This window comes from Breznakibacter xylanolyticus, assembly GCF_003254275.1.
GTDB lineage: Bacteria > Bacteroidota > Bacteroidia > Bacteroidales > Marinilabiliaceae > Breznakibacter > Breznakibacter xylanolyticus.
The window spans coordinates 91628-116257 of the sequence record NZ_QKZK01000007.1; the positions used below are offsets into that span (position 1 = coordinate 91628).

The window sequence follows — 24630 nt, forward strand, 5'->3', positions numbered from 1 at the left end:
TTTAGAGAAAAGCAAAGCCATTCATGAAAACTAAACAAGCATTAATCGACAGTATTGTTGAATATTTTCGAGTAAAGATTTTTGAACAGCATATTCAAACGGCATTGACAGTTCACTCCAAACTAAAGAGTTATAACATCAACCCGATCGTTGCGAAGTATCTGTCGGTGGTCATTGAAGGAAATTACACACCGGAAGGGATCGCGAAAGCTCTGTATTACCCGAGAGTACTGGGAACGTCGATCAACACATCTTTCGGCACACGCATTCAGGATATGTTTGTGGAATTGGGAATCGCTAAAGGCTCCATGATTAAAGGGATGGACATCGAATTCATTGACAAAACCGACAACCGTCAAAAATGGTGTCAGTTAAAATCCGGACCCAATACCATTAACTCCGAAGATGTAACTCCTTTGATTAAGAAATTCACCGATACCATCAACTTAGCTCGAACCAACAAAGCGCTTGCCGGCATCAACAATACCGATTTTATTGTTGGGGTTTTATATGGCGATAAGTCGGAATTAAGCATGCACTACAAAAGAATTGATGCTCAACATCCCGTCATTGTGGGCACAGACTTTTGGCATCGTGTTACCGGCCATACTGACTTCTACAACCAATTGGTTTCAGCACTTCACGACACAATTCTTGCGCTTGACACAAAGGATTTGTTGAACAAAGGATGTGAGCAACTGGCAAATGAAATAAGAACATCACCCTTATTTCATTTTTAATTCGCCATAGTGATCATTTAAAAACTTAACAATCGAATAACCGACTTCCCGTCCCAGATTAACAGGCACAGCATTACCTATTTGCTTATACTGCTGCGCCACAGACCCTGAAAATTGCCAATCATCCGGGAAGGTTTGGATTCGGGCATATTCACGAACAGTAAAAGGGCGAGTCTCCTCAGGATGACAGCGCTCAGTTTGCTTTTGAGCCGGACTGCAAGTGAGTGTCAGACAGGGTTCATCCCACCCGATTCGTCTGGCCATGCCGGTTTTTCCGCCTCCCAAATAAAAACTTTGCCCCATAAATTCCTTCTGCAAATCGATGGGCAAATCTCTCCAATATCCCTTTTGAGGAACTAACTCTAAAATCTCCCTCTTACGCTTGGGATATTTTGCACCCTCTGATGGAGGCACATCATCATCAAAAAGTTCACCCTTTTTAAGAGCATCACTCAAATTATAGATCTTGCTTGAAGGCTGGGGATATTCATAGATTGTGGAAATATCTTTTCGAATGCCGACCAAAATCAAACGCTCTCGTTTTTGTGGAACCTTATAATTGATGGCTTTTAGAACCTGAATGGGAACCACCCGATACCCTATTTCATCCAATATTGAGATCATGCCCTGGAGTGTTCTGCCATTTTCATGACTCAGAAGCCCCCTGACATTTTCACCAATACAAAGAATGGGATTGACCTCTTTGACAACTCTCGCAAATTCATAGAATAACGTCCCACGGGCATCATTCAGCCCCAGCTTTTTCCCGGCATAACTAAAGGCCTGACAAGGAAATCCTCCGGTGACCACATCAACCTGATCCCGGTATTCTGAAAAATCGAAGTTTTTGATATCACCCTCTAAAACATTCCAGTGGGGACGGTTTTGACGAAGTGTTGCACAGGCCCATTTGTCGATTTCATTTAAGGCGATGCATTTTAACCCCGCTTTCTCTAAGCCCACGGCCAATCCGCCCGCTCCTGCAAATAGCTCCAACACACGATACTCACGATCAGCAACCACAGCATTTGACACTTCAGGGATTTCTTTGGATGCAAAAAAATCATCAAACAAACTTAGAACCTGTTCCTTTTTATAAACCCGATAATTACTCATCGGCTCCCTCACGGCGGTGAGTTTTCCATCCCGATCCCAGCGTCTTAACGTTTCTTTGCTTTTTCCGATTAGCTCAGACGCTTCTGCTAATGTCAAATATTCTTGTGTAACCATATCGTGCAACCTTATACATTGGTTACAAATATACAATGACGAAAGTTTAAAAAAAGGGCTTCACCCATTTTTAATTCTGCACTCTAGCAATCTCTTATTAATCGACTGATTTTAAGTTACGAAAACAGCCGACATCCCAAACCCTCAAGGTTTTTGAAACCTTGAGGGTTTAAAAACTCCCCCCCCTGCGAAGGATTTTCATCAAAAGAGGGTCTAATGGGCTATATCAAAACCGACAACACATATCCCACCCACTGCATGAAACCCTACGTACTACTTGCACTATTGCTGTTCATGGCCGCTAACACCTTTGCCCAACAAGGGCAACTCACCGGGCAAGTCATCGACAGCCAAACGCGCCAGCCCCTGCCCGGCGCCAACATCATTGCCACCAACGAGCGCGACTCGCTCGACAAACGTTTTACCACCACCGACACCGAGGGGCAGTTCGTCCTCAAAGGCGTGCGCGATGCCTCGTACCGTCTGGCGGTATCGTTTTTGGGTTACCAAAAGGCGTCACAGAGCGTGCGCGCCACCGGCCGCCAGCAACAGCTCCCTCCCATTGCCATGGAAGCCCAAAGCGAGAAGCTGGGCGATGTGACCGTCACCGGCACCACCCCGGCGGCCACCCTGCGCGGCGACACCACTGAATACAACGCCAATGCCTACAAAATGAACCCCGACGCCAACGTCGAAGATCTGGTGAAGAAGATGCCCGGCGTGACCGTGGAGAACGGCACCGTGAAAGCCCAGGGCGAAGATGTGAAGAAGGTATTGGTCGATGGCAAACCCTTTTTTGGCGACGACCCCTCAGTAGCCCTCAAAAACCTGCCGGCCGAAATCATTGAACGCGTGCAAATATTCGATCAGCAAAGCGAACAGTCGCAACTCACCGGCTTTAACGACGGGCAGACCTCCAAAACCATGAACATTGTTACCCGCCCCGACCGGCGCAACGGCCGCTTTGGCAACATGATGGCCGGCTATGGCACCGACGACCGTTACATCGGCGCAGCCAACCTCAACCAGTTTAACGGCAATCAACGCCTCTCGGCCGTGCTGATGAGCAACAACATCAACCGACAAAACTTTGGCACCCAAGATTTCCTGGGCGCCATGGGCGGCACCAGCAACTTTGGCAGCCGTGGCGGACGCGGCGGCGGCGGGGGCGGATCGCAAAGCGGCATCACCACCATACACTCCATGGGACTCAATTACAGCAACGAATTCGAAAACAAGCTGAAACTCTCGGGCAGCTACTTCTACAACATCACCAACACCGAAAATGCCCAAACCTCCAGTACCGAGTTCATCCTCAACCCCGACTCGAGCCGCATCGAAGAGAACCAAAACAGCTCGGAGGTGGATAATCACAACCACCGCATCAACGTGCGCGCCGAGTGGGACATCGACTCGATGAACACCCTCATCATTGTTCCCTCGCTCAACTTTCAGGACAACACCTCACTGTCGGGCAACGCCGAAACCCAAGGCTTCCGCATTGGCGGCATCGATGAACTCCGCAACCGCTCGACCTATCGCAGCGATGCCGAAACCTCGGGCTACAACCTCAACAACCGCATCACCTATCGGCACAAGTTCACTAAAAAGGGGCGCACCCTGTCGGCCGACGTCAACACCTCGCTCAGCCGACGCGAGCCACTGAGCAGTTCGCTGAGCGACATCACCTACCTCACCACCGGCCTCACCCGCCTCACCGACCGCCGCACCATCACCACCAACGACGGCCTCACCCTGACCACCAACCTGGCCTATTCCGAACCCTTGGGCGAGAAGAGCATGTTGCAGCTCAACTTGGGCAACAGCACCACCCACAACGAGGCATTCCGCCAAACCAACGATTTGGACGACCCAACGCATCAATACCTGCAAATTGACTCCCTCTCCAACAAATACAAAAACCGTTTCATCACCAACAAAGCCGGGCTTACCTATCGGTTTAAAACCAAAAAAGTGAACCTTTCGGCCGGCGTGGAGCTGCAAAACGCCAACCTGAGTGGCGACCAAACCTATCCGCAAGCGGCACAAACCGACAAGCAGTTCACCAACCTGCTGCCCAACGCCTACGCCAACATCCGACTGACCGACATGCAGCGCATCACCATCAATTACAACACCTCCACGGCGCCCCCCAGCATCACGCAGTTGCAAAACGTGTCGGAATACTCCTCGAACCTCACCCGCGTCACCAAGGGAAATCCCGACCTGGAGCCCCAGTACCGACACAACATCACCTCGCGGCTGATGCACGTGAACAAGGAAACACGATCGAACTTTTTTGTGCTCTTTGGCGGCTCCATCCTGCAAAACAGCATTGGCAACGCCACCATTTACCTCGACACCATTCAAATTGTCACCCCCGTAAACAAGGGTACCGGCTACACCCTGCGGTCGATGGCCAACTATGGCCGCCCCAACAATGCCATCAAATGCAACATCAACCTGTCGGGCGGCTACAACTACGGGCGCACGCCGGGCTTTGTAAACGGCAACGCCAACACAGCCACCACCAACGCGTTTAGCCTGGGCGGCGTGGTGAGCAGCAACATCAGCGATAAAATCGACTTCACCCTCTCGTCAAACGCCACCTACAACGTGGTGCACAACACCGTGAGCAGCCAAACCAACAACGAGTACTACTCACAAACCTCATCGTTTCGTTTCAACTGGATGTTTTGGAAAAACTTCACCCTCCAGAACGATGTGGCCAACACCCTTTACCGCGGTCTCTCGTCGAGCTTCAACCAAAAAATCACCGTGGTGAACCTGGGCATTGGCAAAAAGATGTTTAAAAACAACGCCGGCGAACTGCGGGTGACGGCCTACGACTTGTTTAACAACAACACCTCCATTTCGCGCACCATCACCGGCAACCAAATCACCGACCAGCAAAGCACCACCCTCAACCGCTACGTGATGGCCACCTTTACCTACACGCTTCGCAACTTTAAGCGAGGCGAGATGCCCGAAAACCCCGGACGCGATGGCGGACGCTTCCGTCCCGAGGGGATGCCTCCCGGAGGCAGAGGGGGCATGGGCCCCATGGGGCCGCCGCCGGGCATGTGAAACGCCTCATCAACAAACAAAAACCGCCGGAAGCCATTCAGCTCCGGCGGTTTTGTTGTTTGTTAATTTGACCTTCACGGCAAACTTATCGCATTGACGATTTATTGGATCACAATTTTCGTCGATGATGTTTGACCACCATCAACAATCACAGCGATGTAAATGCCTTTATGACCCGACAAGTCGATGGGGGTTAAGCCGTCAATAAGACGTTTACCCACGACTGTTTTGCCCGAAACGTCAATAATTTGCACCGTGGCATCATTGCCCAAGTCGTCGCTAAAATAAATAAGTCCTGATGTAGGATTTGGATAAATCATGTTTTGACTAACAGTATTGCTGCCAATTCGGGTTGAAGTACCAAATTCGTAAGCCCCCATATCAATAACCCCTCCGACCACTCGGGCATTACCGGCCATATCCGAGGATAACACGGTAATATTCGTCGAAGTACCCGCATTAATACACGCAGTTCCCTGTACCAGAGCCAATGGATATTTACCCACACCAGCAAATGGCGAAGCCGACAAACCAATATTTCCATTGCTACCAACCAGTGCATGACCTGTTTCGAATGCACAGTTTTTAAATGTACCGATACCATTATAATCTATACTCTTCACATTATTGACAGCTCCTTTGGCAGTGTTACCGAATACAATACAATTAACGATCAAAGAAGAAGATGCACACAAAATCCCACCACCATCATTTTCCTCTGTACATTGATTTTGTGTGAAAGTACAATTAAAGAAATTGGCCTCGCCTTCGATGTCGGCACCTCCTCCATGCTTGGCACTGTTACCCGAAAACAAACAATTAATAAATGTCCCGCCAAGTGCTAACACGCCCCCTCCCGAGTTGGCATAAGCAGAACCGGTAACATTGTTGTTTAAAAACTGACAGTTCTTAAACAATCCACCATCACAACGCACGGCTCCACCTTGCCCGTCACTGTTCGAGTAGGCAATATTATCTCGAAAAATACACTGATCGAATTCGGCAACTCCGCCAAATGAACCAATATACAAATAAACTGCCCCTCCCCAACCAATACCAATGCCTCCATCTTTTGACGCTTTACCATTCTGCAGAATAAGGTTCTTGAAATAATTGTTGGTTGAACGTTTGTATTGCGTAACATTAAAAATTCGTCCCAAAGCACCTCCGTCAATAATCACATTACCCCTGTCGCTCCCATCAATGGTAATACTTTTGTCTGATAAAGAAATCTCACCGGCAAGATCCACTCTATCGACCGCAAATTTGATAACATCACCGGAAGCTGCATTCTTAATGCAATATCTCAACATTCCAGCCGTGGGAGTTGACACGTTATCGGTCGTCTCGGTCACCGTAACAGTTGCAGCCATGGCAACCGAAGCCACCATGCCTGCCAAAAGAAAGAATAGTAATTTTTTCAGACAAATAATGTTTTAATGGTTTTTATCGAATACAAAACAAATCAAATAAACGCTGAGACTCGCAAAGGCGCTGAGTTATTTTGTTACGCCTTGCGTTTAAATAACAAATCACATCACTCAAAAGAGTTATATAGCAGCCTTACAAAAGCATCAGATGTGAGTCTCAAGATACAAGACATGTTTCAACAAGACAGATTCAGGTCAAACAGCCGCTGTTTAGGCTCAAGTAAAAATGATTGAGCTCAAACGGCCGCGGTTTAGACTCAAGTAAAAATGATTGAGCTCAAACGGCCGCGGTTTAGACTCAAGTAAAAACGATTGAGATCAAACGGCCGCGGTTTAGCCCCAAGTAAAAACGATTGAGATCAAACGGCCGCGGTTTAGCCTCAAGTAAAAATGATTGGGCTCAAACGGCCGCGGTTTGAGCCGACACAGATAATCAACACTAAATGCGATTGTCCCATCAGTTTCAAACACCACGGCCGTGTTGTGATAAAGCCCCGGTGCCCGTCGTTCAAAGAGGGATGTCACCAACACTATTTTCAATTCGACAGCCAATGCCCCATAAAACCGGGTCGATGGCTCCCGGATGGGACTTGTTTTACCAATCCGACTTTTAAGGTTTTCATGTGTAAAAAAGCATTAAGACATGAGAATCAAGACGCAAGACATGAGGATTTTAAATCATTGGCTACGCCAATCTCCATGGCCCGAACAAATCATTATCTTTGCCCCAATCCATAAAAAAACAGAATCGCCCATGGCACTCAAAGACTTCAAAACCCGCATTAAAATAAAAGCCGAACCGCAAGACGTGTACGCGGCTCTCACCAACCCTTTCACCATCGAGTTGTGGTCGGGCTACCCCGCCCAAATGAGCGAAGAACCCGGCTTTGAGTTTTCGATGTGGGAGGGCGACATCGAAGGCAAAATCCTCGAAACCATTCCCAACCAAAAAGTGGTGCAACAATGGTACTTTGGCGATCAGGAAGAAGCCTCGGTGGCCACCATCAAGCTGTTTGCCGACGGCCCCCAAACACAGGTGGAACTGGTGCACACCAACATTCCCGCCGACGATTTCGACGACATCACCCAGGGCTGGAAGGAGTTTTACCTGGGCGCCATCAAAGAGTTTCTGGAGATTGAGTAGACATCCACAAACGAAAATAAACGCTGAGGCAAAATAAACGCTGAGGCGCGAAGGCGCTGAGTTGGTTTGATGAATAGATTGCGTTTAAATATGAAAGCAGATAACTCAGCATTTAATCATCGTCCGCTACTTAACAAACTAAGAACTAACGCTGAGTTGCAGTGAGATAAGATGAGAACCAGTGAGGAAAAGAAGCCTCAGTGCCACTCGGTAAAAGAATTATACGGTAGACGCCAAGGCACAGAGCATCAAACTCTGCGTCTTGGCGTCTTGACGTTTATCTCTACCCCCGCGATCGCCCCAAGCCTCACTTCCCCTGGCCGCACCGCCAAAGGTTGCTCACCGTCACCGGCAAGCGCCCCACGGGCGTCAGCTGCCCGCTCAAATAAAGGGCAGCGGCCTGAAAAGCTTCGGGCACGGCCTCGTACACCAGCACCACTTCGCGGGCACGTTCAATGTTTTTAAGTTGATGCAGGCGATAGGGCGAATCGGCCACCACCACCCTCACGCCGTTGTGCTGCCACAGCCAACGCCAAAGCGGCGCCAGGGCGGCATCGTTCCACACCTTGCGGGCATCGGCAAAGCCTCCGGTGCAGATGACCACCTGGGCATGACGCCCCAACTGCTGACGAATCACCTCTCCCTTGGCTCCCACCACCAGATTGAGCCGTTTGGCGGGTCGATGCGCCGCAATGCTGTCGGCCAGCGCCTTGCCCCCGGGCATTACCAACAGCAGCACTTCGGTCGAATCGGGCGTCAGCGCCACGGTATCGGCCGCGCCGGGCAACACGGTGAGCGCGGCACGATAAAGATCGGGCAGCAGCGTGGCATCCATGCCACTGTTGATGCGCGTCACCAGACTGTCGTTGGGCTCGGGCAACGGAGCGCCACAGCCGGCCCACAGTTTCAGGGCAAGCGCCTTTCGGCATTTGCGTTCAATGTCGCACCAGGTGAGTTCCCCGGCATCGATGGCCTGCTTCACCGAAGTGATGGCCGCCCCAAGGTCCTCGGTGCTCTCTACAATGTCGTTGCCGGCCGCCAGCGCCAACGCATCCACACGGCCGGGCTGTCCGGCCTTTTTCACCCCCTTCATGTTCATGGCATCGGTAATCACCACACCCTGAAAGCCCATGCCATGGCACAACAAATCGGTGAGCATGGGCTTGGAAAGCGATGCGGGCAACCCCCGGGTGGTGTCGAGGGCGTTCACCTCGAGGTGCGCCGACATCACGCCCATCACGCCATTTTTTATCATCGCATCAAAGGGCACCAGCTCCACCGTATCGAGTCGGGCGCGGGTGTGCCCGATCACAGGGAGAGCCAAATGCGAGTCGACATCCGTATCGCCATGCCCGGGAAAATGCTTGGCCACGGCCACCACCCCGCCATCCTGCATCCCGTGCATCAAAGCCACCGCACGACGCGCCACCTCATGAGGATCTTCGCCAAACGACCGGATGCCAATCACCGGATTGGCCGCGTTGACGTTCACATCGGCCACCGGCGCAAAGTTGACATGAATGCCCAAGCCGCGCAACTGACGCGCCGCCTCATCGCCCGCACGATACAACAGGCGCTCGTCGGCAATGGCGCCCAGGGTCATGGCCTTGGGCAATGCCCGGATGCCCTTCACGCGCATGGCAGCCCCCGTTTCGCCATCGATGGAATAGATGAGGGGCACGCGGCTCACGGCCGATGCCTGTGCCGAAAAACGCACGATGTCGGCCGCCGTATTTCGCATGTAAAGCAGTCCGCCGGGCTGAAAGGTCTGCACCAGCGACATCACGCGCTGCACCGACTTGGGGTCGTGCAAATTCTCAGTCATCAGCCAAAACAACTGGGCAATGCGCTCGTCGGGCGTCAAATGATGGTAGATGGAATCGACCCGGGGGTCATTCACATACCTTAAAAAATCATTGCGCTCACCCAATGCCTGCGCCCGGGCCATCCATCCCACACACAGCATGACAGCCAACAGGGGTATCCGAAATAAATTCATTTGGTAAAGTATCAAGATGTGAGTATCAAGACGCAAGACAGGAACGTTATTAAAGCTCATTTAAAAGAAAGCTCAGCGTCAGTTCTTTTGGTTACGCTGAGAAAGATGAGTTCACACTGAGTTACACTGAGGTTTCCTTCTCCTCACCGTTTCTCATCTTATCTCAGCGCTACTCAGCGTCAGTTCTTAGAAAGTCACGCCGAGGAAGATGAGTTAACACGGAGTCACGGCCGATACAACAAATACTTCTCCCGCAACGCCCGGTAAACCTCCAGTTTCGGTTGCCACGATGCCCTGATTTGCGCCTCACTCATCCCGGCATCAATTTGCTTTAACAGCGCATCGGTGCCGGCCAGGAGGGTAAAAAAGTCGGGGCGATTGACAAAAGGGGAGACAGCCGTCCATCGGGAACGAAAATCGAGCAGAATCTTCAGCGTAAAAGGCGGAATGGGGTCGGCCGCACGCAAATCGATGCCATAACACGTTTTGCCCTTGTGCAACGGATTACTGTCCATGCCGGCAATGGCCTGGGGCGTGAAGGTAAATGCCCCCATGGCCGGGTCGGGATATCCGGCCACCTGAAAGGGAAACGCCGTGCCCCGTCCCACGCTCACCGGCGTGGCTTCAAAAAAACACAACGAGGGATACCATCTTATGGAGGCATAATTGGGCAGGTTGGGCGATGGTTTTACCGGCGGCTCGTAACGCAATTGGTGGTCATACCCCGTCATAGGTACCACGGTGAGGCTGCACGCGCGTTCACCGGCCAGCCATTTCTCGCCATTCACCATGCCGGCCAGCTCGCCCACCGTAAGCCCGTGCACCACCGGAATGGGATGCATCCCCACAAACGAACGGTGTTTGAGGTCGAGCACCGGCCCATCCACATAGTCGCCGTTGGGGTTGGGACGATCCAGCACCATCACCCCCACCCCGTTTTCGGCACAGGCCTCCATCAGGTAGTGCAACGACGAGATGTAGGTATAAAACCGCACCCCCACGTCCTGAATGTCAAACACCACACAGTCGATGCCCCTGAGCTGCTCGGGGGTGGGCTTTTTGCGACTGCCGTACAGCGACACCACGGGCAGCCCGGTGGCCTCGTCACGGCCGCCATCCACCTTGGCACCCGCATCGGCATCGCCCCTGAAACCATGCTCGGGCGAAAAGATGCTCACCACCTTCACCCCGCGTCGCAACAAGGTGTCGGCCAAATGAACATTCTTCACCATCGAGGTATGATTCACCAGCAAAGCCACTCGTTTGCCATCGAGCTTGGGCAGATACACGTCCATGCGTTCCGCGCCCAACACCAACGGCTCTCTCTGGATAGATGCTGTGGTGGCAGGCACACGGGGCGACTGCGCACATCCCGCGTGAAAAGCAGTCACACAGCAGGCCACCAGCAACGTTGGACGTAAAAAATATGGTATTCTCATGCTACGCCAGTGTTATGCCTGTGCCGTTGGCCCGCCAAAAGGCATGGGCATTGAGCCGCCGGGTTCGCTGTTCTTGATGGGGCCATGCACGGCCTCATACTTGGCCACATTGTCTTTGAGGGCCATCATCAGGCGCTTGGCGTGCTCAAGCGTGAGAATGATGCGCGACTGCACTTTGGCCTTGGGCATACCTGGCATCATGCGAATAAAATCGACCACAAACTCGGCCGGGCTGTGTGTGATGATGGCCAAATTGGAGTAGATGCCTTGTGCCACGTCGTCGGTTAACTCAATATTGATTTGTCCGTTTGCTTGCTTTTCCATATTGCTTAGATATTTTAGTTTCAATCCGGGCTAAATTAACACATTCGCCCGACACCATAAAAAAAGAGCCACCCTTGGGCAGCTCTTTTTTAGTATATCAGGGAAAAAATTAATCTTCCACCACTTGTTTTCCGCTCACGCGATCCATTTCTTCCTGCGAACCGACAATGATTTTGTCGAAAATACGCTGGCCTGTACCGGCCGGAATCAAGTGACCGCAAATCACGTTCTCTTTCAAACCGTCGAGGTGATCAATCTTGCCCTGGATAGCGGCTTCGTTAAGCACCTTGGTGGTTTCCTGGAACGAAGCTGCCGACATGAAGCTCTTGGTTTGAAGGGCCGCACGGGTAATCCCCTGCAACACCTGGCTCGAAGTGGCCGCAACGGCATCACGGGCTTCAATCAACTTCTGGTCGCGACGTTTCAACTGAGAGTTTTCGTCACGCAAACGACGGGCGGTAATCACCATACCCGGACGCAATTGAGAATCGCCGGATTCAACCACGATTTTCTTGCCCCAAATATTGTCGTTCTCTTCCATGAACTCGATTTTGTCCACCACTTCTTTCTCAAGGAAACGGGTATCACCCGGATCGTCAATCTCAACCTTACGCATCATCTGACGCACAATGATTTCGAAGTGTTTATCGTTGATTTTCACACCCTGCAGGCGATACACATCCTGTACTTCGTTCACAATATACTCCTGAACGGCAGTAGGTCCTTGGATGGCCAGAATGTCTGAAGGCGTTGTGGCACCATCCGACAATGGAATACCGGCACGCACATAGTCGTTCTCCTGAACCAGAATTTGCTTAGAAAGTGGCACCAAGTAACGTTTCACTTCACCGTTCTTCGATGTGACCACCACTTCACGGTTACCACGTTTCACTTTACCAAAGCTCACTTCACCATCAATTTCAGAAACCACAGCCGGGTTCGATGGGTTACGCGCCTCGAACAACTCGGTAATACGTGGCAGACCCCCGGTGATATCACCGGTTTTACCCACCGCACGTGGAATCTTGGCCAGAATTTGCCCCTGTTTCACTTGCTCTCCATCTTCAACAGAGATGTGGGCGCCCACGGGCAAGTTGTAGGTTCGCATCACTTCGCCATTGCTGTCCAAAATCTGCATCGCAGGGTTTTTGGTCTTATCGCGGCTTTCAATGATCACCTTCTCACGGAAACCTGTCTGCTCATCCGATTCCTCCTTGTAAGTCACCCCTTCGGCAAGACTGTCAAAACGGATTTTACCGGTTTTTTCGGTAATGATCAGCGCGTTATATGGATCCCATTCGCAAATCACGTCACCTTTCTTCACTTCGGCACCGTTTTTCACAAACAATTTGGCACCATAAACGATCGGGTGAGTAATCAGCGTGATTTTGGTATTCTTGTCGATGATGCGCAACTCGGCCAAACGACCAATTACCACATCTACTTCGCTGCCATCTTCCTGAACGGACGATACTGTACGAAGCTCTTCAATCTCAACAATACCATCGTATTTGGTAATAATGCTGTTTTCAGAAGTAATGTTCGAAGCAGTACCCCCCACGTGGAACGTACGCAGTGTCAACTGTGTACCCGGCTCACCAATCGACTGTGCGGCAATCACACCCACAGCTTCACCCATCTGCACCATTTGACCGGTAGCCAAGTTTCGACCGTAGCATTTCGCACAAACACCTTTTTTCGATTCGCAAGTCAATACCGAACGAATCTCAACTCGTTCGATGGGCGACGCTTCGATGGTTTTACATGCTTCTTCAGTAATTTCATCACCGGCTTTCACAATAATGTTTCCGGTCAACGGATGATACACATCATGAACCGACACGCGCCCCAGGATACGCTCCGAAAGTGTGGCAACAATTTCCTCATTGTCCTTAATGGCAGCTGCACTCAAACCGCGCAAAGTACCACAATCCACTTCGTTGATGATCACATCCTGCGAAACATCCACCAAACGACGAGTCAAATAACCCGCATCGGCAGTTTTAAGAGCCGTATCCGCCAAACCTTTACGAGCACCGTGGGTAGAGATAAAGTACTCCAATACCGACAGACCCTCTTTAAAGTTCGACAAGATTGGGTTTTCGATAATCTGACTGCCTTCGGCGCCAGACTTTTGAGGCTTAGCCATCAAACCACGCATCCCGGAGAGCTGACGAATCTGCTCTTTAGAACCCCGTGCTCCCGAATCCAACATCATGTACACCGAGTTGAATCCCTGACGGTCGCTGCTCAATTGCTTCATCACCGTTTGTGTCAATCGTGCGTTCACATGCGTCCAGATATCGATAATCTGGTTGTAACGCTCGTTGTTGGTGATAAAACCCATGTTATAGTTATTGATCACCTCTTCAACCTCGGCATAACCTTCGTCCACGAGGGTTTGTTTTTCGGCAGGAATGATCACATCATCAAGGTTAAACGACAAACCACCCTCGAATGCCATGCGGTAACCAAGGTTTTTGATATCGTCGAGGAACGCTGCCGTACGGGGCGTACCACACACTTTATGTACATTACCAATGATGTCACGAAGCGATTTCTTGGTCAACAATTCGTTGATAAATCCAACTTCGCGTGGAACGAACTCATTGAACAAGATTCGACCAACGGTACTTTCAACCATCATCAGTTCAGGCTCACGATTTTCGTTCAAATCGTAAGTTTTCACCTTCACGTTGGCGTGCAACTCCACTTTTCCTTCGTTAAAGGCAATCTTCACCTCTTCAGGCGAATAAAAAATCAAACCTTCACCTTTCGCGCCGGCACGTGGCTTGGTCATGTAATACAGACCCAACACCATGTCCTGCGAAGGAACGGTAATAGGAGCACCGTTAGCTGGGTTCAAAATATTTTGCGATGCAAGCATCAACATCTGTGCTTCCAAAATTGCAGCATTGCCAAGGGGCAAATGCACAGCCATCTGGTCACCATCAAAGTCGGCGTTGAATGCCGTACACGAAAGCGGGTGCAACTGAATTGCCTTTCCCTCGATCAACTTAGGCTGGAAGGCCTGAATACCCAATCGGTGAAGTGTTGGAGCTCGGTTCAAAAGAACGGGGTGACCTTTCAACACATTTTCAAGGATATCCCAAACCACCGGATCTTTTCGGTCAACAATTTTCTTGGCCGACTTCACGGTCTTTACAATACCGCGCTCAATCAACTTGCGGATAATAAATGGCTTATACAGCTCTGCAGCCATCCCTTTGGGGAGACCACATTCGTGCATGCCCAATTCAGGGCCAACCACAATTACCGAACGAGCCGAATAGTCAACCCGCTTACCCAAAAGGTTTTGACGGAAACGACCTTGCTTACCTTTCAAGCTATCGCTCAGCGACTTTAAAGGACGGTTCGAATCTGTTTTCACCGCATTGGCTTTGCGCGAGTTATCGAACAACGAATCCACAGCTTCCTGCAACATCCGTTTTTCATTACGCAAAATCACTTCGGGAGCTTTAATCTCAATCAAACGTTTCAAACGATTGTTGCGAATAATCACCCGGCGGTACAAATCGTTCAAATCGGAGGTAGCAAAACGACCACCATCCAAGGGCACCAAAGGACGTAATTCGGGTGGAATCACGGGCACCACCTTCACCACCATCCACTCAGGCTTGTTAATCCCTTGTGATTCGCGGAAACTCTCAACGACCTGCAAACGCTTCAAAGCCTCATTTTTACGCTGTTGTGAGGTCTCAACGCCGGCACGGTGACGCAAATCATACGACAACTCATCCAGATTGATGCGCGACAACAACATTTCGAGAGCATCAGCCCCCATTTTGGCAATAAATTTATTGGGATCAGTATCGTCGAGGTGAATATTTTCTTTGGGCAAAGAATCTAAAATATCCAAATATTCCTCTTCCGTTAGAAAATCGAGCTGTTTCACACCATCCGATGCTTTCACACCTGGCTGAACCACCACATAACGCTCGTAATAAATAATAGAATCGAGTTTTTTAGAGGGTAACCCTAACAAATATCCGATTTTATTAGGCAACGAACGGAAATACCAAATATGAGCTACCGGTACGACCAGTGAAATGTGCCCCATGCGCTCGCGGCGAACCTTTTTCTCGGTCACTTCCACACCGCATCGGTCACAAACAATCCCTCGGTAACGAATACGCTTATATTTTCCGCAATGACACTCATAATCCTTCACCGGGCCGAAGATGCGTTCGCAAAACAAACCATCGCGTTCAGGTTTATAAGTACGGTAGTTAATTGTCTCAGGCTTCAACACCTCACCACTCGAAAGTTCCAACACTTCCTCGGGAGACGCTAAACCGATAGAGATTTTCGTAAAATTGCTTTTACTTTTGTGATCTCTTCTGAATGCCATATAATTGACTGTTAATTTTTTATAATTCAAATACCAATTGGTGAAAACTGTTCTTCACAGCTTTCACCAATGTAATGGCTTATTCAAACGTAATACTCAAACCTAAACCGCGCATTTCGTGCAGCAATACATTGAGTGACTCAGGTATACCAGGCTGTGGAAGTGGATCGCCTTTCACAATCGCTTCGTATGCCTTGGCGCGTCCCATCACGTCATCAGACTTCACGGTCAGGATCTCCTGAAGAATATTGGCAGCACCAAAAGCTTCGAGTGCCCAAACCTCCATTTCTCCAAAACGCTGCCCCCCGAACTGAGCCTTACCACCCAACGGCTGCTGGGTAATTAACGAATAAGGACCAATAGAACGTGCGTGCATTTTGTCCTCAACCATGTGTCCCAGCTTCAACATATAGATAATCCCTACTGTTGCAGGCTGGTGAAAACGAACACCGGTACCACCATCGTAAAGATAAGTTTTACCCCATGCCGGAATTCCGGCCTTATCGGTCCATGATTTCAGATCTTCGTTAGATGCACCGTCGAAAATTGGAGTGGCAAATTTCACACCCAACACATCACCGGCCCAAGCCAACACCGTTTCATAAATCTGACCAAGGTTCATACGCGAAGGCACACCCAATGGGTTCAAAACAATATCTACAGGTGTTCCATCCTCAAGGAATGGCATATCTTCAGCACGAACCACGCGCGAAACGATACCTTTGTTACCGTGACGTCCGGCCATCTTATCACCCACTGTCAACTTACGTTTTTTGGCAATGTATACCTTGGCCAACTGAACAATCCCGGCGGGCAGTTCATCACCAATGGTCACATTATACTTTTGACGTTTCTCTTTCGACTCAAACTCACGATACTTATTGACATAGTTATGAATAACCTTAGCAATCAAATCATTCTTATCCTTATCGGTCGTCCACTTATGAGGATTCACGCTCAGATAGTCGATATCTTGCAGGATTTTTTGAGTGAACTTGGTCCCTTTGGCAATCACATCCACGCCCAAATAATCCTTCACACCTTGCGAAGTCTTACCATTAATCAGCGAAAAGAGTTTATCCACCAAACGACCTTTCAGTTCATCAGCAGCACGCTCTAATTCCCCATCAATTTTAGCCAACAACGCTTTTTCATTGGTGCGCGACTTACGATCCTTCACATTACGTGAAAACAACTTTTTATCAATAACAACACCATTAAGCGAGGGAGAAGCCTTTAATGAAGCATCCTTAACATCACCGGCTTTTTCACCGAAAATGGCACGAAGTAATTTCTCTTCAGGCGTAGGATCACTTTCTCCTTTAGGCGTGATTTTTCCGATAAGGATATCACCGGGTTTCACCAACGCCCCAATACGAATCAAGCCATTCTCATCCAAATCTTTAGTGGCCTCTTCGCTTACGTTAGGAATATCGGAAGTCAATTCCTCTAATCCACGTTTGGTATCGCGAACCTCAAGCGAATATTCATCGATATGAACCGATGTAAAGACATCGTTACTCACCAATTTTTCAGAAATTACGATCGCATCCTCAAAGTTGTAACCTTTCCAAGGCATGAAAGCCACTTTTAGGTTACGCCCGAGCGCCAACTCACCATTTTGAGTCGAATAACCTTCGGTAAGGATTTGTCCTTTAGCCACACGGTCACCCTTCATCACCAACGGCTTTTGATCGATGGTCGTATTTTGGTTGGTTTTCTGATATTTCAACAATCGATAACGAACCGTTTCAGGCTCAAAGCTGACAAACAACTCATCTTCCGTTTTATCGTATCGAATTACAATCTCTTCGGCATCCACATATTCAACCACACCGTCACCTTCTGCAACAATATGGGTGCGTGAATCGCGAATCAATTTACCTTCCAGACCAGTCCCCACAATAGGCGCCTGAGGACGCAACAAAGGCACAGCCTGACGCATCATGTTTGATCCCATCAATGCACGGTTCGCATCATCATGCTCAAGGAACGGAATCAACGAAGCTGCAACCGAGGCAATTTGGTTAGGTGCCACATCCATCAATTGAACCTCTTCAGGCCCAACCACCGGATAATCGGCTTCCAAACGCGACTTAATACGAGGGTTCACAAAACGTCCATCATCATGCAATGGGGCATTGGCCTGAGCGATGATTTTATCCTCTTCCTCTTCGGCCGACATAAATATTGTTCCGCCATCAGACAGATCAACAACACCACTCTCAACCTTACGATAAGGCGTTTCAATAAACCCTAAATCATTAATTTTTGCATAAACACACAACGAAGAAATCAAACCGATGTTTGGCCCTTCAGGTGTTTCAATGGGACACAAACGCCCATAGTGAGTATAGTGTACGTCACGCACCTCAAAACCGGCACGCTCACGCGACAAACCACCGGGTCCGAGTGCCGACATACGACGTTTATGAGTAATCTCGGCCAACGGATTGGTTTGATCCATGAACTGAGACAAAGCGTTCGTACCAAAGAAACTGTTGATCACAGAAGACATGGTCTTGCTGTTAATCAAGTCAATAGGTGTAAACACCTCATTATCGCGAACATTCATCCGTTCACGAATGGTACGAGCCATCCGCGCCAAGCCAACACTAAATTGACTGGCCAACTGCTCACCAACGGTTCTTACGCGTCGGTTGCTTAAGTGGTCAATATCATCCACATCAGTTTTTGAGTTTATCAACTCAATCAGATACTTAATAATGCTGATGATATCTTCTTTCGTCAGCACCCGGGTGTCCATTGAACTTTCCAGGCCTAACTTTTTATTAATTCGGTAACGACCAACTTCACCTAAATCGTAACGTTTATCCGAGAAAAATAACTTATCAATAACGTCACGCGCTGTAGCCTCATCAGGTGGCTCAGCATTCCTTAATTGTCGATAGATGTGTAATACTGCTTCTTTTTCTGAGTTACAGGGGTCTTTCTGTAACGTATTGTAGATGATGGCAAAATCAGCAAGATTCTGATTCTCTTTGTGCAAAAGAATAGCCTTCGTGCCAGAGTCTACAATTTCATCAACGTGATGATCTTCTAATATCGTCTCACGATCAATAATCACCTCGTTACGCTCAATTGAAACCACTTCGCCGGTATCTTCATCCACGAAGTCCTCAATCCAACTCTTCAGCACCCTGGCGGCCAACTTACGACCCACCACTTTTTTGAGTGCCGTTTTGTTCACTTTGATTTCATCGGCCAAGCCGAAAATTTCCAAAATATCCTTGTCTCCTTCAAATCCGATTGCACGCAACAGGGTGGTCACCGGTAATTTCTTCTTCCGGTCAATGTAAGCATACATCACACTGTTGATATCGGTCGAGAATTCAATCCAGGAACCTTTAAAAGGAATCACACGGGCTGAATACAACTTACTGCCATTGGCATGCACACTCTGACCGAAAAATACACCGGGAGAACGGTGCAACTGAGAAACAACAACGCGCTCAGCACCGTTAATGATAAAACTCCCCTTGGCAGTCATATACGGGATTGTCCCAAGGTATACATCCTGCACTACTGTATCAAAATCCTCGTGCTCGGGATCAGTACAATAAAGTTTTAACTTGGCCTTCAGTGGTACACTGAAAGTCAAACCGCGCTCAATACACTCTTCAATGGTGTATCGGGGCGGGTCAATTGAATAATCGATAAACTCGAGTACAAAATTGTTACGCGTATCAGTAATTGGAAAGTTTTCCAAAAACACATCGTACAATCCCTCGTGCTTACGATCTTCGGGGGTAGAACCCAATTGAAAAAATTCTCTGAAAGACTTTAATTGAACCTCCAACAAATCAGGATATTCCAACTGATTTTTGATGGAAGCAAAGCTAATCCTTTCGGAAATATTTGGAGTCATCTATCAACAAATTAAGTGAACTTAACATTTTAAAGCACAAAAAGGTTTAGGAACCCAACTGATGATTGGGTCCCTAAACCGTATCCTATCGCAGGAAGGAATTACTTAAGTTCAACTTCAGCTCCTGCTTCTACTAATTGTGCTTTTAATGCTTCAGCTTCTTCTTTAGATACTTTTTCCTTGATTGCACAAGGAGCTTTATCTACCAATTCTTTAGCTTCTTTCAGTCCAATACCGGTCATTTCTTTTACCAGTTTAACGATAGCTAATTTAGAGCCACCTGCAGACTTAAGTAATACGTCGAATTCAGTTTGAACGGCGTCAGCAGCGTCACCTGCACCAGCAGCAGGAGCAGCAACAGCTACAGCAGCAGCTGCAGGCTCGATGCCATATTCATCTTTAAGGATCTGAGCCAGTTCGTTAACTTCTTTTACAGTTAAATTTACTAATTCTTCTGCAAGCTTCTTGATATCTGCCATTGTTGTATAAATTAAAAAAATGTTTCGAAATTGTTGTTTAATTATTTATCTCCTAAGGTCTTAAGCAATCCGTGAATTGTAGTACCACCCGATTGAAGAGCAGACACAACATTTTTCATCGGAGACTGCAGCAAACCTACTACCTCACCAATCAGTTCCTCACGAGACTTGATGCTCACCAAAGTTTCCAATAAGTTACCGCCAACGTAAACACATTCTTCTACGTAAGCACTCTTGATAACTGGTTTCTTTGTTCTTTTGCTAAAATCTTGAATCAATTTAGCAGGTAAATTACCTGTATTGCTAAACATGATTGCAGAGGTTCCTTTCAATGAAGGCATTAATTCCTCGTAACTCCCTTCGCATTGTTCTAATGCTTTGCGAAATAAGGTGTTTTTAACAACTACCAATTTCACACCTTGATTAAAACAAGTACGACGAAGATTACTGGTCATCCCGGCATCCATTCCAAAAGTATCAGTCACATAAAAGTGGCTATACTCTTTAATAGACGCTGATAAATCCTCTATAAGTGTACTTTTATCTTCCTTTTTCATGATTTTTTAAACGTCTGAAAAATTTAACATTAAGCTTCTACCGATTTGGCGTCGATCCGGATGCCCGGACTCATCGTACTTGACAAATAGATGCTCTTGATATAAGTACCTTTTGCAGCAGAGGGCTTTAACTTATGAATCACATTTACGAACTCACGCACGTTTTCTGTGAGTTTTTCGGGAGTAAATGATACTTTGCCAACTGTAGAGTGAACAATACCGAATTTGTCAACTTTAAAGTCAATTTTACCGGCTTTCACTTCATTAACAGCTTTAGCAATATCCATGGTCACTGTACCGCTCTTAGGGTTCGGCATCAAGCCTCGGGGACCGAGCACACGACCCAACTGACCCACTTTAGCCATGATGCTGGGCATGGTGATAATCACATCAATATCAGTCCAACCACCTTTGATTTTTTCGATATAATCGTCCAAACCAACATGGTCAGCACCTGCATTGCGAGCCTCTTCCTCCTTGTCGGGCGTACACAATACCAACACACGAGTTTCTTTACCCGTTCCGTTTGGCAAGGTTACAACGCCACGCACCATTTGGTTGGCTTTACGCGGATCAACCCCTAATCGAACGTCAATATCTACCGAGGCATCAAACTTGGTGGTGGTAATTTCCTTCACCAACGCAGCTGCTTCTTCGATAGCATATTGCTTAGTGGCATCAATTTTTGCTAATGCTAACTTTTTATTCTTTGTTAGTTTTGCCATTTTTCCAAAAAGGGTTAAATTAATTTTTACCAGGGAATTGACCTTCAACAGTCACACCCAAACTGCGAGCAGTTCCGGCGATCATGGTCATGGCCGAATCCAATGTAAAACAATTCATGTCAGTCATTTTACCTTCTGCAATGCCTTTCACTTGATCCCAAGTAATGGAACCAATCTTTTTACGGTTAGGCTCGGGTGATCCACCCTTTGCCTTTACCGCTTCAAGAACTTGAACGGCTGCAGGAGGAGTTTTCACAACAAACTCAAAAGATTTGTCAGTGTAAACTGTAATTACTACAGGTAAAACCTTACCAGCTTTTTCCTGAGTCCTGGCATTGAATTGCTTACAAAACTCCATGATATTAACCCCTTTAGAACCCAATGCAGGGCCTACCGGTGGTGAAGGGTTTGCTGCCCCTCCTTTTATCTGTAGCTTGATAAAAGTTTGTACTTCTTTAGCCATTGTAGCAATCCGTAATTGATTATTAATAAATAGGTTAGAATTTCAATTGCCATGTAATAACAAGTAAATTACTTATTATGGAAGCATTCAATACCATGAGCCATCTACTCTTTCTCAACCTGTAAAAAACTTAATTCTAATGGAGTCTTACGTCCAAATATCTTCACCATCACCTTCAGCTTGCGCTTCTCATCATTAACCTCCTCAATGATACCGCTGAACCCATTGAATGGTCCATCAGTCACTTTCACTGATTCACCAGGATAATAAGGTGTTGTAATAGACTCTTCACTTGTCGTAAGTTCATCAACCTTACCTAATATCCGATTTACTTCCGACAATCTCATGGGAGTTGGTTCATCACCTCCCAAAAAACCAATCACATTAGGGATATTACGCAAGATGTGAGAAATCTCACCAACCAAAGCTGCTTCAACCAGCACATATCCGGGAAGATAAATTCTTTCTTTGCTGACTTTTTTACCGTTGCGTACTTGAAATACTTTTTCAGTAGGAATCAACACTTGAGATACATAATCAGTCAACTTTAAAGCAGCAATTTCACTTTCAAGGTATTCTTTTACCTTCTTTTCCTTGCCACCAATTGCTCTGAGGACATACCATTTTTTCTCAACTTCGGCCATTTTGTTGCCCTTCAATATTAATTAAGCAGTTTATAAACCTGTTCAAGGATATTTTCAAACCCAAAATCCATTACAAAAACAACTCCTGCAATAATCACAGATGCAACCATCACAATAACAGCACTATTGGTCAATTCAGACCATGTAGGCCATGAAGTTTTTGTAACCAGCTCACTACGAACATCCTTGAGATAAGCAACAATTTTATTCATTGATAGAAATTTTTCCGAGGTAAAAACCTGTGATAATCAGGTCTTGAATTGGGTCACAAAATTAGCAAATGCACCAACAAAAACAAATCTAAATTGTGCAAAAAGCACGGGAGGAGAGATTCGAACTCCCGACAGCTGGTTTTGGAGACCAGTGCTCTACCGCTGAACTACTCCCGTAGAAAAGGTGGAGGAAACCCTCCACCTTTGAGTTATTGAAACTTATTCAATAATTTCAGTAATCTGACCAGCACCTACAGTACGGCCACCTTCGCGAATCGCGAAACGCAAACCTTGGTTCAAGGCAACAGGGTAGATCAACTCTACAGTGATGCTCACGTTGTCACCAGGCATAACCATTTCAGTACCTTCGGGCAAAGAAATTTCACCGGTGATATCCAAAGTACGCAAATAGAACTGAGGACGATATTTGTTGTGGAAAGGAGTGTGACGACCACCTTCTTCTTTCTTCAACACATAAATTTCAGCTTTGAATTTAGTGTGAGGCTTGATAGAACCAGACTTACACAATACCATACCGCGTTTTACGTCAGCTTTGTCGATACCACGAAGCAACAAACCTACGTTGTCACCAGCTTGGCCTTCGTCCAAAATCTTACGGAACATTTCAACACCGGTACATACGGTTTTCTTACCTTCAGAACCCAAACCAATCAACTGCATTTCATCGCCAGTGTGAATGATACCAGTTTCAATACGACCAGTAGCCACAGTACCACGACCAGTGATTGAGAACACGTCCTCAACAGGCATCAAGAATGGTTTTTCAGTATCACGGGGAGGGAGAGGAATCCACTCATCCACAGCAGCCATCAATTCAACTACTTTTTCTTCCCACTCAGCTTCACCATTCAAAGCACCTAAAGCAGAACCACGGATAACAGGAGAATTGTCACCATCGAAGTTATAGAAACTCAAAAGGTCACGAAGCTCCATTTCAACCAAGTCAAGAAGTTCAGCATCGTCCACCATATCCACTTTGTTCATGAACACAACGATACGAGGAACGTTTACCTGACGAGCCAAAAGGATGTGCTCACGTGTTTGTGGCATAGGACCGTCAGTAGCAGCACAAACCAAAATTGCACCGTCCATCTGAGCAGCACCGGTAACCATGTTTTTCACATAGTCAGCGTGACCAGGACAGTCAACGTGAGCATAGTGACGGTTAGCAGTCTGGTACTCAACGTGAGAGGTGTTGATAGTGATACCGCGTTCTTTCTCTTCAGGAGCGTTGTCGATAGAATCGAAAGATTTTACTTCAGACCAACCTTTTTTCGCTAATACTGTTGTGATAGCAGCAGTAAGAGTGGTTTTACCGTGGTCAACGTGACCAATGGTACCAATATTCACGTGAGGCTTGTCCCTTTTAAATGTTTCTTTAGCCATAACTCAAATTATTTGACAATTAGATATAAATGTGAATAAATTCCGTTTTTAAAAAAATGCTTGTTACCAACAAGCCAGGTTTACCCTATGAGCGGGAAACGGGGCTCAAACCCGCGACCCTCAGCTTGGAAGGCTGATGCTCTATCAACTGAGCTACTCCCGCTTATGATGCTTTTAAACATTAAAAATCAGGGCACTAAAGATAAACAATTTCACAATACATCGATTGAAAAAGTTTAAAAAGATGCCTTGATTACGATATTTATCTATGCAAGCAAAGATAAAAATTGTGGGGAGAGGAGGATTCGAACCTCCGAAGTCGTAAGACAACTGAGTTACAGTCAGTCCCATTTGGCCACTCTGGTATCTCCCCAAAACTTCAGCACCATCTACAAAAAGAGATGGTTCATTCCCTTTTATTCAATTTAATAGGCTGATCACATTGAGTAAATCAGCCTATTAAATCAAATTTCAAAACAACAAAATGCT

The 24630-nt window shown here is 47.4% G+C and carries 17 protein-coding genes, 3 tRNA genes and 1 pseudogene; 3 read left to right on the plus strand and 18 right to left on the minus strand.

Annotated elements, in window-relative coordinates:
• The first annotated feature begins 23 nt into the window (after positions 1 to 23).
• Positions 24 to 740: a PmeII family type II restriction endonuclease gene (locus LX69_RS05715; RefSeq protein ID WP_111444869.1), complete on the plus strand. Its 717-nt coding sequence runs from the start codon at positions 24 to 26 to the stop codon at positions 738 to 740.
• Here the strand turns inward: LX69_RS05715 and dcm are convergent.
• Positions 726 to 1970 carry a DNA (cytosine-5-)-methyltransferase gene (gene dcm / locus LX69_RS05720; RefSeq protein ID WP_111444870.1) on the minus strand — a complete coding sequence of 415 codons (1245 nt, stop codon included), beginning with the start codon at positions 1968 to 1970 and terminating at the stop codon, positions 726 to 728. The two genes, LX69_RS05715 and dcm, sit on opposite strands and share 15 nt — an antisense overlap.
• 216 nt (positions 1971 to 2186) lie before the next feature.
• On the opposite strand from dcm, the gene LX69_RS05725 reads away from it, so the two are divergent.
• Positions 2187 to 5057 carry a TonB-dependent receptor gene (locus tag LX69_RS05725; protein WP_111444871.1) on the plus strand — a complete coding sequence of 957 codons (2871 nt, stop codon included), beginning with the start codon at positions 2187 to 2189 and terminating at the stop codon, positions 5055 to 5057.
• A 101-nt stretch (positions 5058 to 5158) separates the two neighbouring features.
• Here the strand turns inward: LX69_RS05725 and LX69_RS05730 are convergent, their stop codons facing one another.
• Both LX69_RS05730 and LX69_RS18340 read right to left on the minus strand, forming a co-directional pair.
• Positions 5159 to 6448 (minus strand): T9SS type A sorting domain-containing protein, encoded by a 1290-nt coding sequence (locus tag LX69_RS05730; RefSeq protein WP_111444872.1) that lies wholly within the window; start codon positions 6446 to 6448, stop codon positions 5159 to 5161.
• Between the two features lie 483 nt (positions 6449 to 6931).
• A pseudogene (locus LX69_RS18340) lies at positions 6932 to 7027 on the minus strand (acyltransferase); the annotation flags it as partial.
• Positions 7028 to 7241: 214 nt separating this feature from the next.
• On the opposite strand from LX69_RS18340, the gene LX69_RS05740 reads away from it, so the two are divergent.
• The gene (locus LX69_RS05740; protein WP_111444938.1) at positions 7242 to 7631 is read left to right on the plus strand and encodes an SRPBCC domain-containing protein; all 390 of its coding nucleotides are present in this window, start codon (positions 7242 to 7244) and stop codon (positions 7629 to 7631) included.
• A 307-nt stretch (positions 7632 to 7938) separates the two neighbouring features.
• On the opposite strand, the gene LX69_RS05745 is transcribed toward LX69_RS05740, so the two are convergent.
• The 15 genes from LX69_RS05745 to LX69_RS05815 all read right to left on the minus strand — a co-directional run bounded on the left by LX69_RS05745 (position 7939) and on the right by LX69_RS05815 (position 24514).
• Positions 7939 to 9630 carry a glycoside hydrolase family 3 protein gene (locus LX69_RS05745; RefSeq protein ID WP_170124254.1) on the minus strand — a complete coding sequence of 564 codons (1692 nt, stop codon included), beginning with the start codon at positions 9628 to 9630 and terminating at the stop codon, positions 7939 to 7941.
• 224 nt (positions 9631 to 9854) lie between these two features.
• Positions 9855 to 11069, minus strand: a complete 1215-nt coding sequence (locus LX69_RS05750; protein WP_111444874.1) for an exo-beta-N-acetylmuramidase NamZ family protein — start codon at positions 11067 to 11069, stop codon at positions 9855 to 9857.
• A 12-nt stretch (positions 11070 to 11081) separates the two neighbouring features.
• Entirely contained in the window at positions 11082 to 11393 is a 312-nt protein-coding gene (locus tag LX69_RS05755) for a DUF3467 domain-containing protein (protein ID WP_111444875.1), read from the minus strand.
• 109 nt (positions 11394 to 11502) lie between these two features.
• Positions 11503 to 15765: a DNA-directed RNA polymerase subunit beta' gene (rpoC, locus tag LX69_RS05760; RefSeq protein ID WP_111444876.1), complete on the minus strand. Its 4263-nt coding sequence runs from the start codon at positions 15763 to 15765 to the stop codon at positions 11503 to 11505.
• 79 nt (positions 15766 to 15844) lie between these two features.
• Positions 15845 to 19654, minus strand: coding sequence for a DNA-directed RNA polymerase subunit beta (gene rpoB / locus LX69_RS05765; protein WP_111444877.1), 3810 nt, complete (start codon positions 19652 to 19654; stop codon positions 15845 to 15847).
• Between the two features lie 101 nt (positions 19655 to 19755).
• Complete coding sequence (gene rplL / locus LX69_RS05770; protein WP_111444878.1) at positions 19756 to 20133, minus strand: 50S ribosomal protein L7/L12; 378 nt, start codon at positions 20131 to 20133, stop codon at positions 19756 to 19758.
• Between the two features lie 41 nt (positions 20134 to 20174).
• Positions 20175 to 20690, minus strand: coding sequence for a 50S ribosomal protein L10 (rplJ, locus tag LX69_RS05775; protein ID WP_111444879.1), 516 nt, complete (start codon positions 20688 to 20690; stop codon positions 20175 to 20177).
• 29 nt (positions 20691 to 20719) lie between these two features.
• On the minus strand, positions 20720 to 21415 hold the full coding sequence (gene rplA / locus LX69_RS05780) for a 50S ribosomal protein L1 (RefSeq protein ID WP_111444880.1): 696 nt from the start codon (positions 21413 to 21415) through the stop codon (positions 20720 to 20722).
• A gap of 19 nt (positions 21416 to 21434) precedes the next feature.
• Positions 21435 to 21878 (minus strand): 50S ribosomal protein L11, encoded by a 444-nt coding sequence (rplK, locus tag LX69_RS05785; RefSeq protein ID WP_111444881.1) that lies wholly within the window; start codon positions 21876 to 21878, stop codon positions 21435 to 21437.
• A 104-nt stretch (positions 21879 to 21982) separates the two neighbouring features.
• Positions 21983 to 22522: a transcription termination/antitermination protein NusG gene (nusG, locus tag LX69_RS05790; RefSeq protein ID WP_111444939.1), complete on the minus strand. Its 540-nt coding sequence runs from the start codon at positions 22520 to 22522 to the stop codon at positions 21983 to 21985.
• A 17-nt stretch (positions 22523 to 22539) separates the two neighbouring features.
• Entirely contained in the window at positions 22540 to 22734 is a 195-nt protein-coding gene (gene secE / locus LX69_RS05795; RefSeq protein WP_111444882.1) for a preprotein translocase subunit SecE, read from the minus strand.
• A 105-nt stretch (positions 22735 to 22839) separates the two neighbouring features.
• Positions 22840 to 22911, minus strand: a tRNA-Trp gene (locus tag LX69_RS05800).
• Between the two features lie 42 nt (positions 22912 to 22953).
• Complete coding sequence (tuf, locus tag LX69_RS05805) at positions 22954 to 24141, minus strand: elongation factor Tu (protein ID WP_111444883.1); 1188 nt, start codon at positions 24139 to 24141, stop codon at positions 22954 to 22956.
• 90 nt (positions 24142 to 24231) lie between these two features.
• Positions 24232 to 24304: transfer RNA gene (locus tag LX69_RS05810), tRNA-Gly, on the minus strand.
• A gap of 127 nt (positions 24305 to 24431) precedes the next feature.
• Positions 24432 to 24514: transfer RNA gene (locus tag LX69_RS05815), tRNA-Tyr, on the minus strand.
• Between the last annotated feature and the right edge of the window lie 116 nt (positions 24515 to 24630).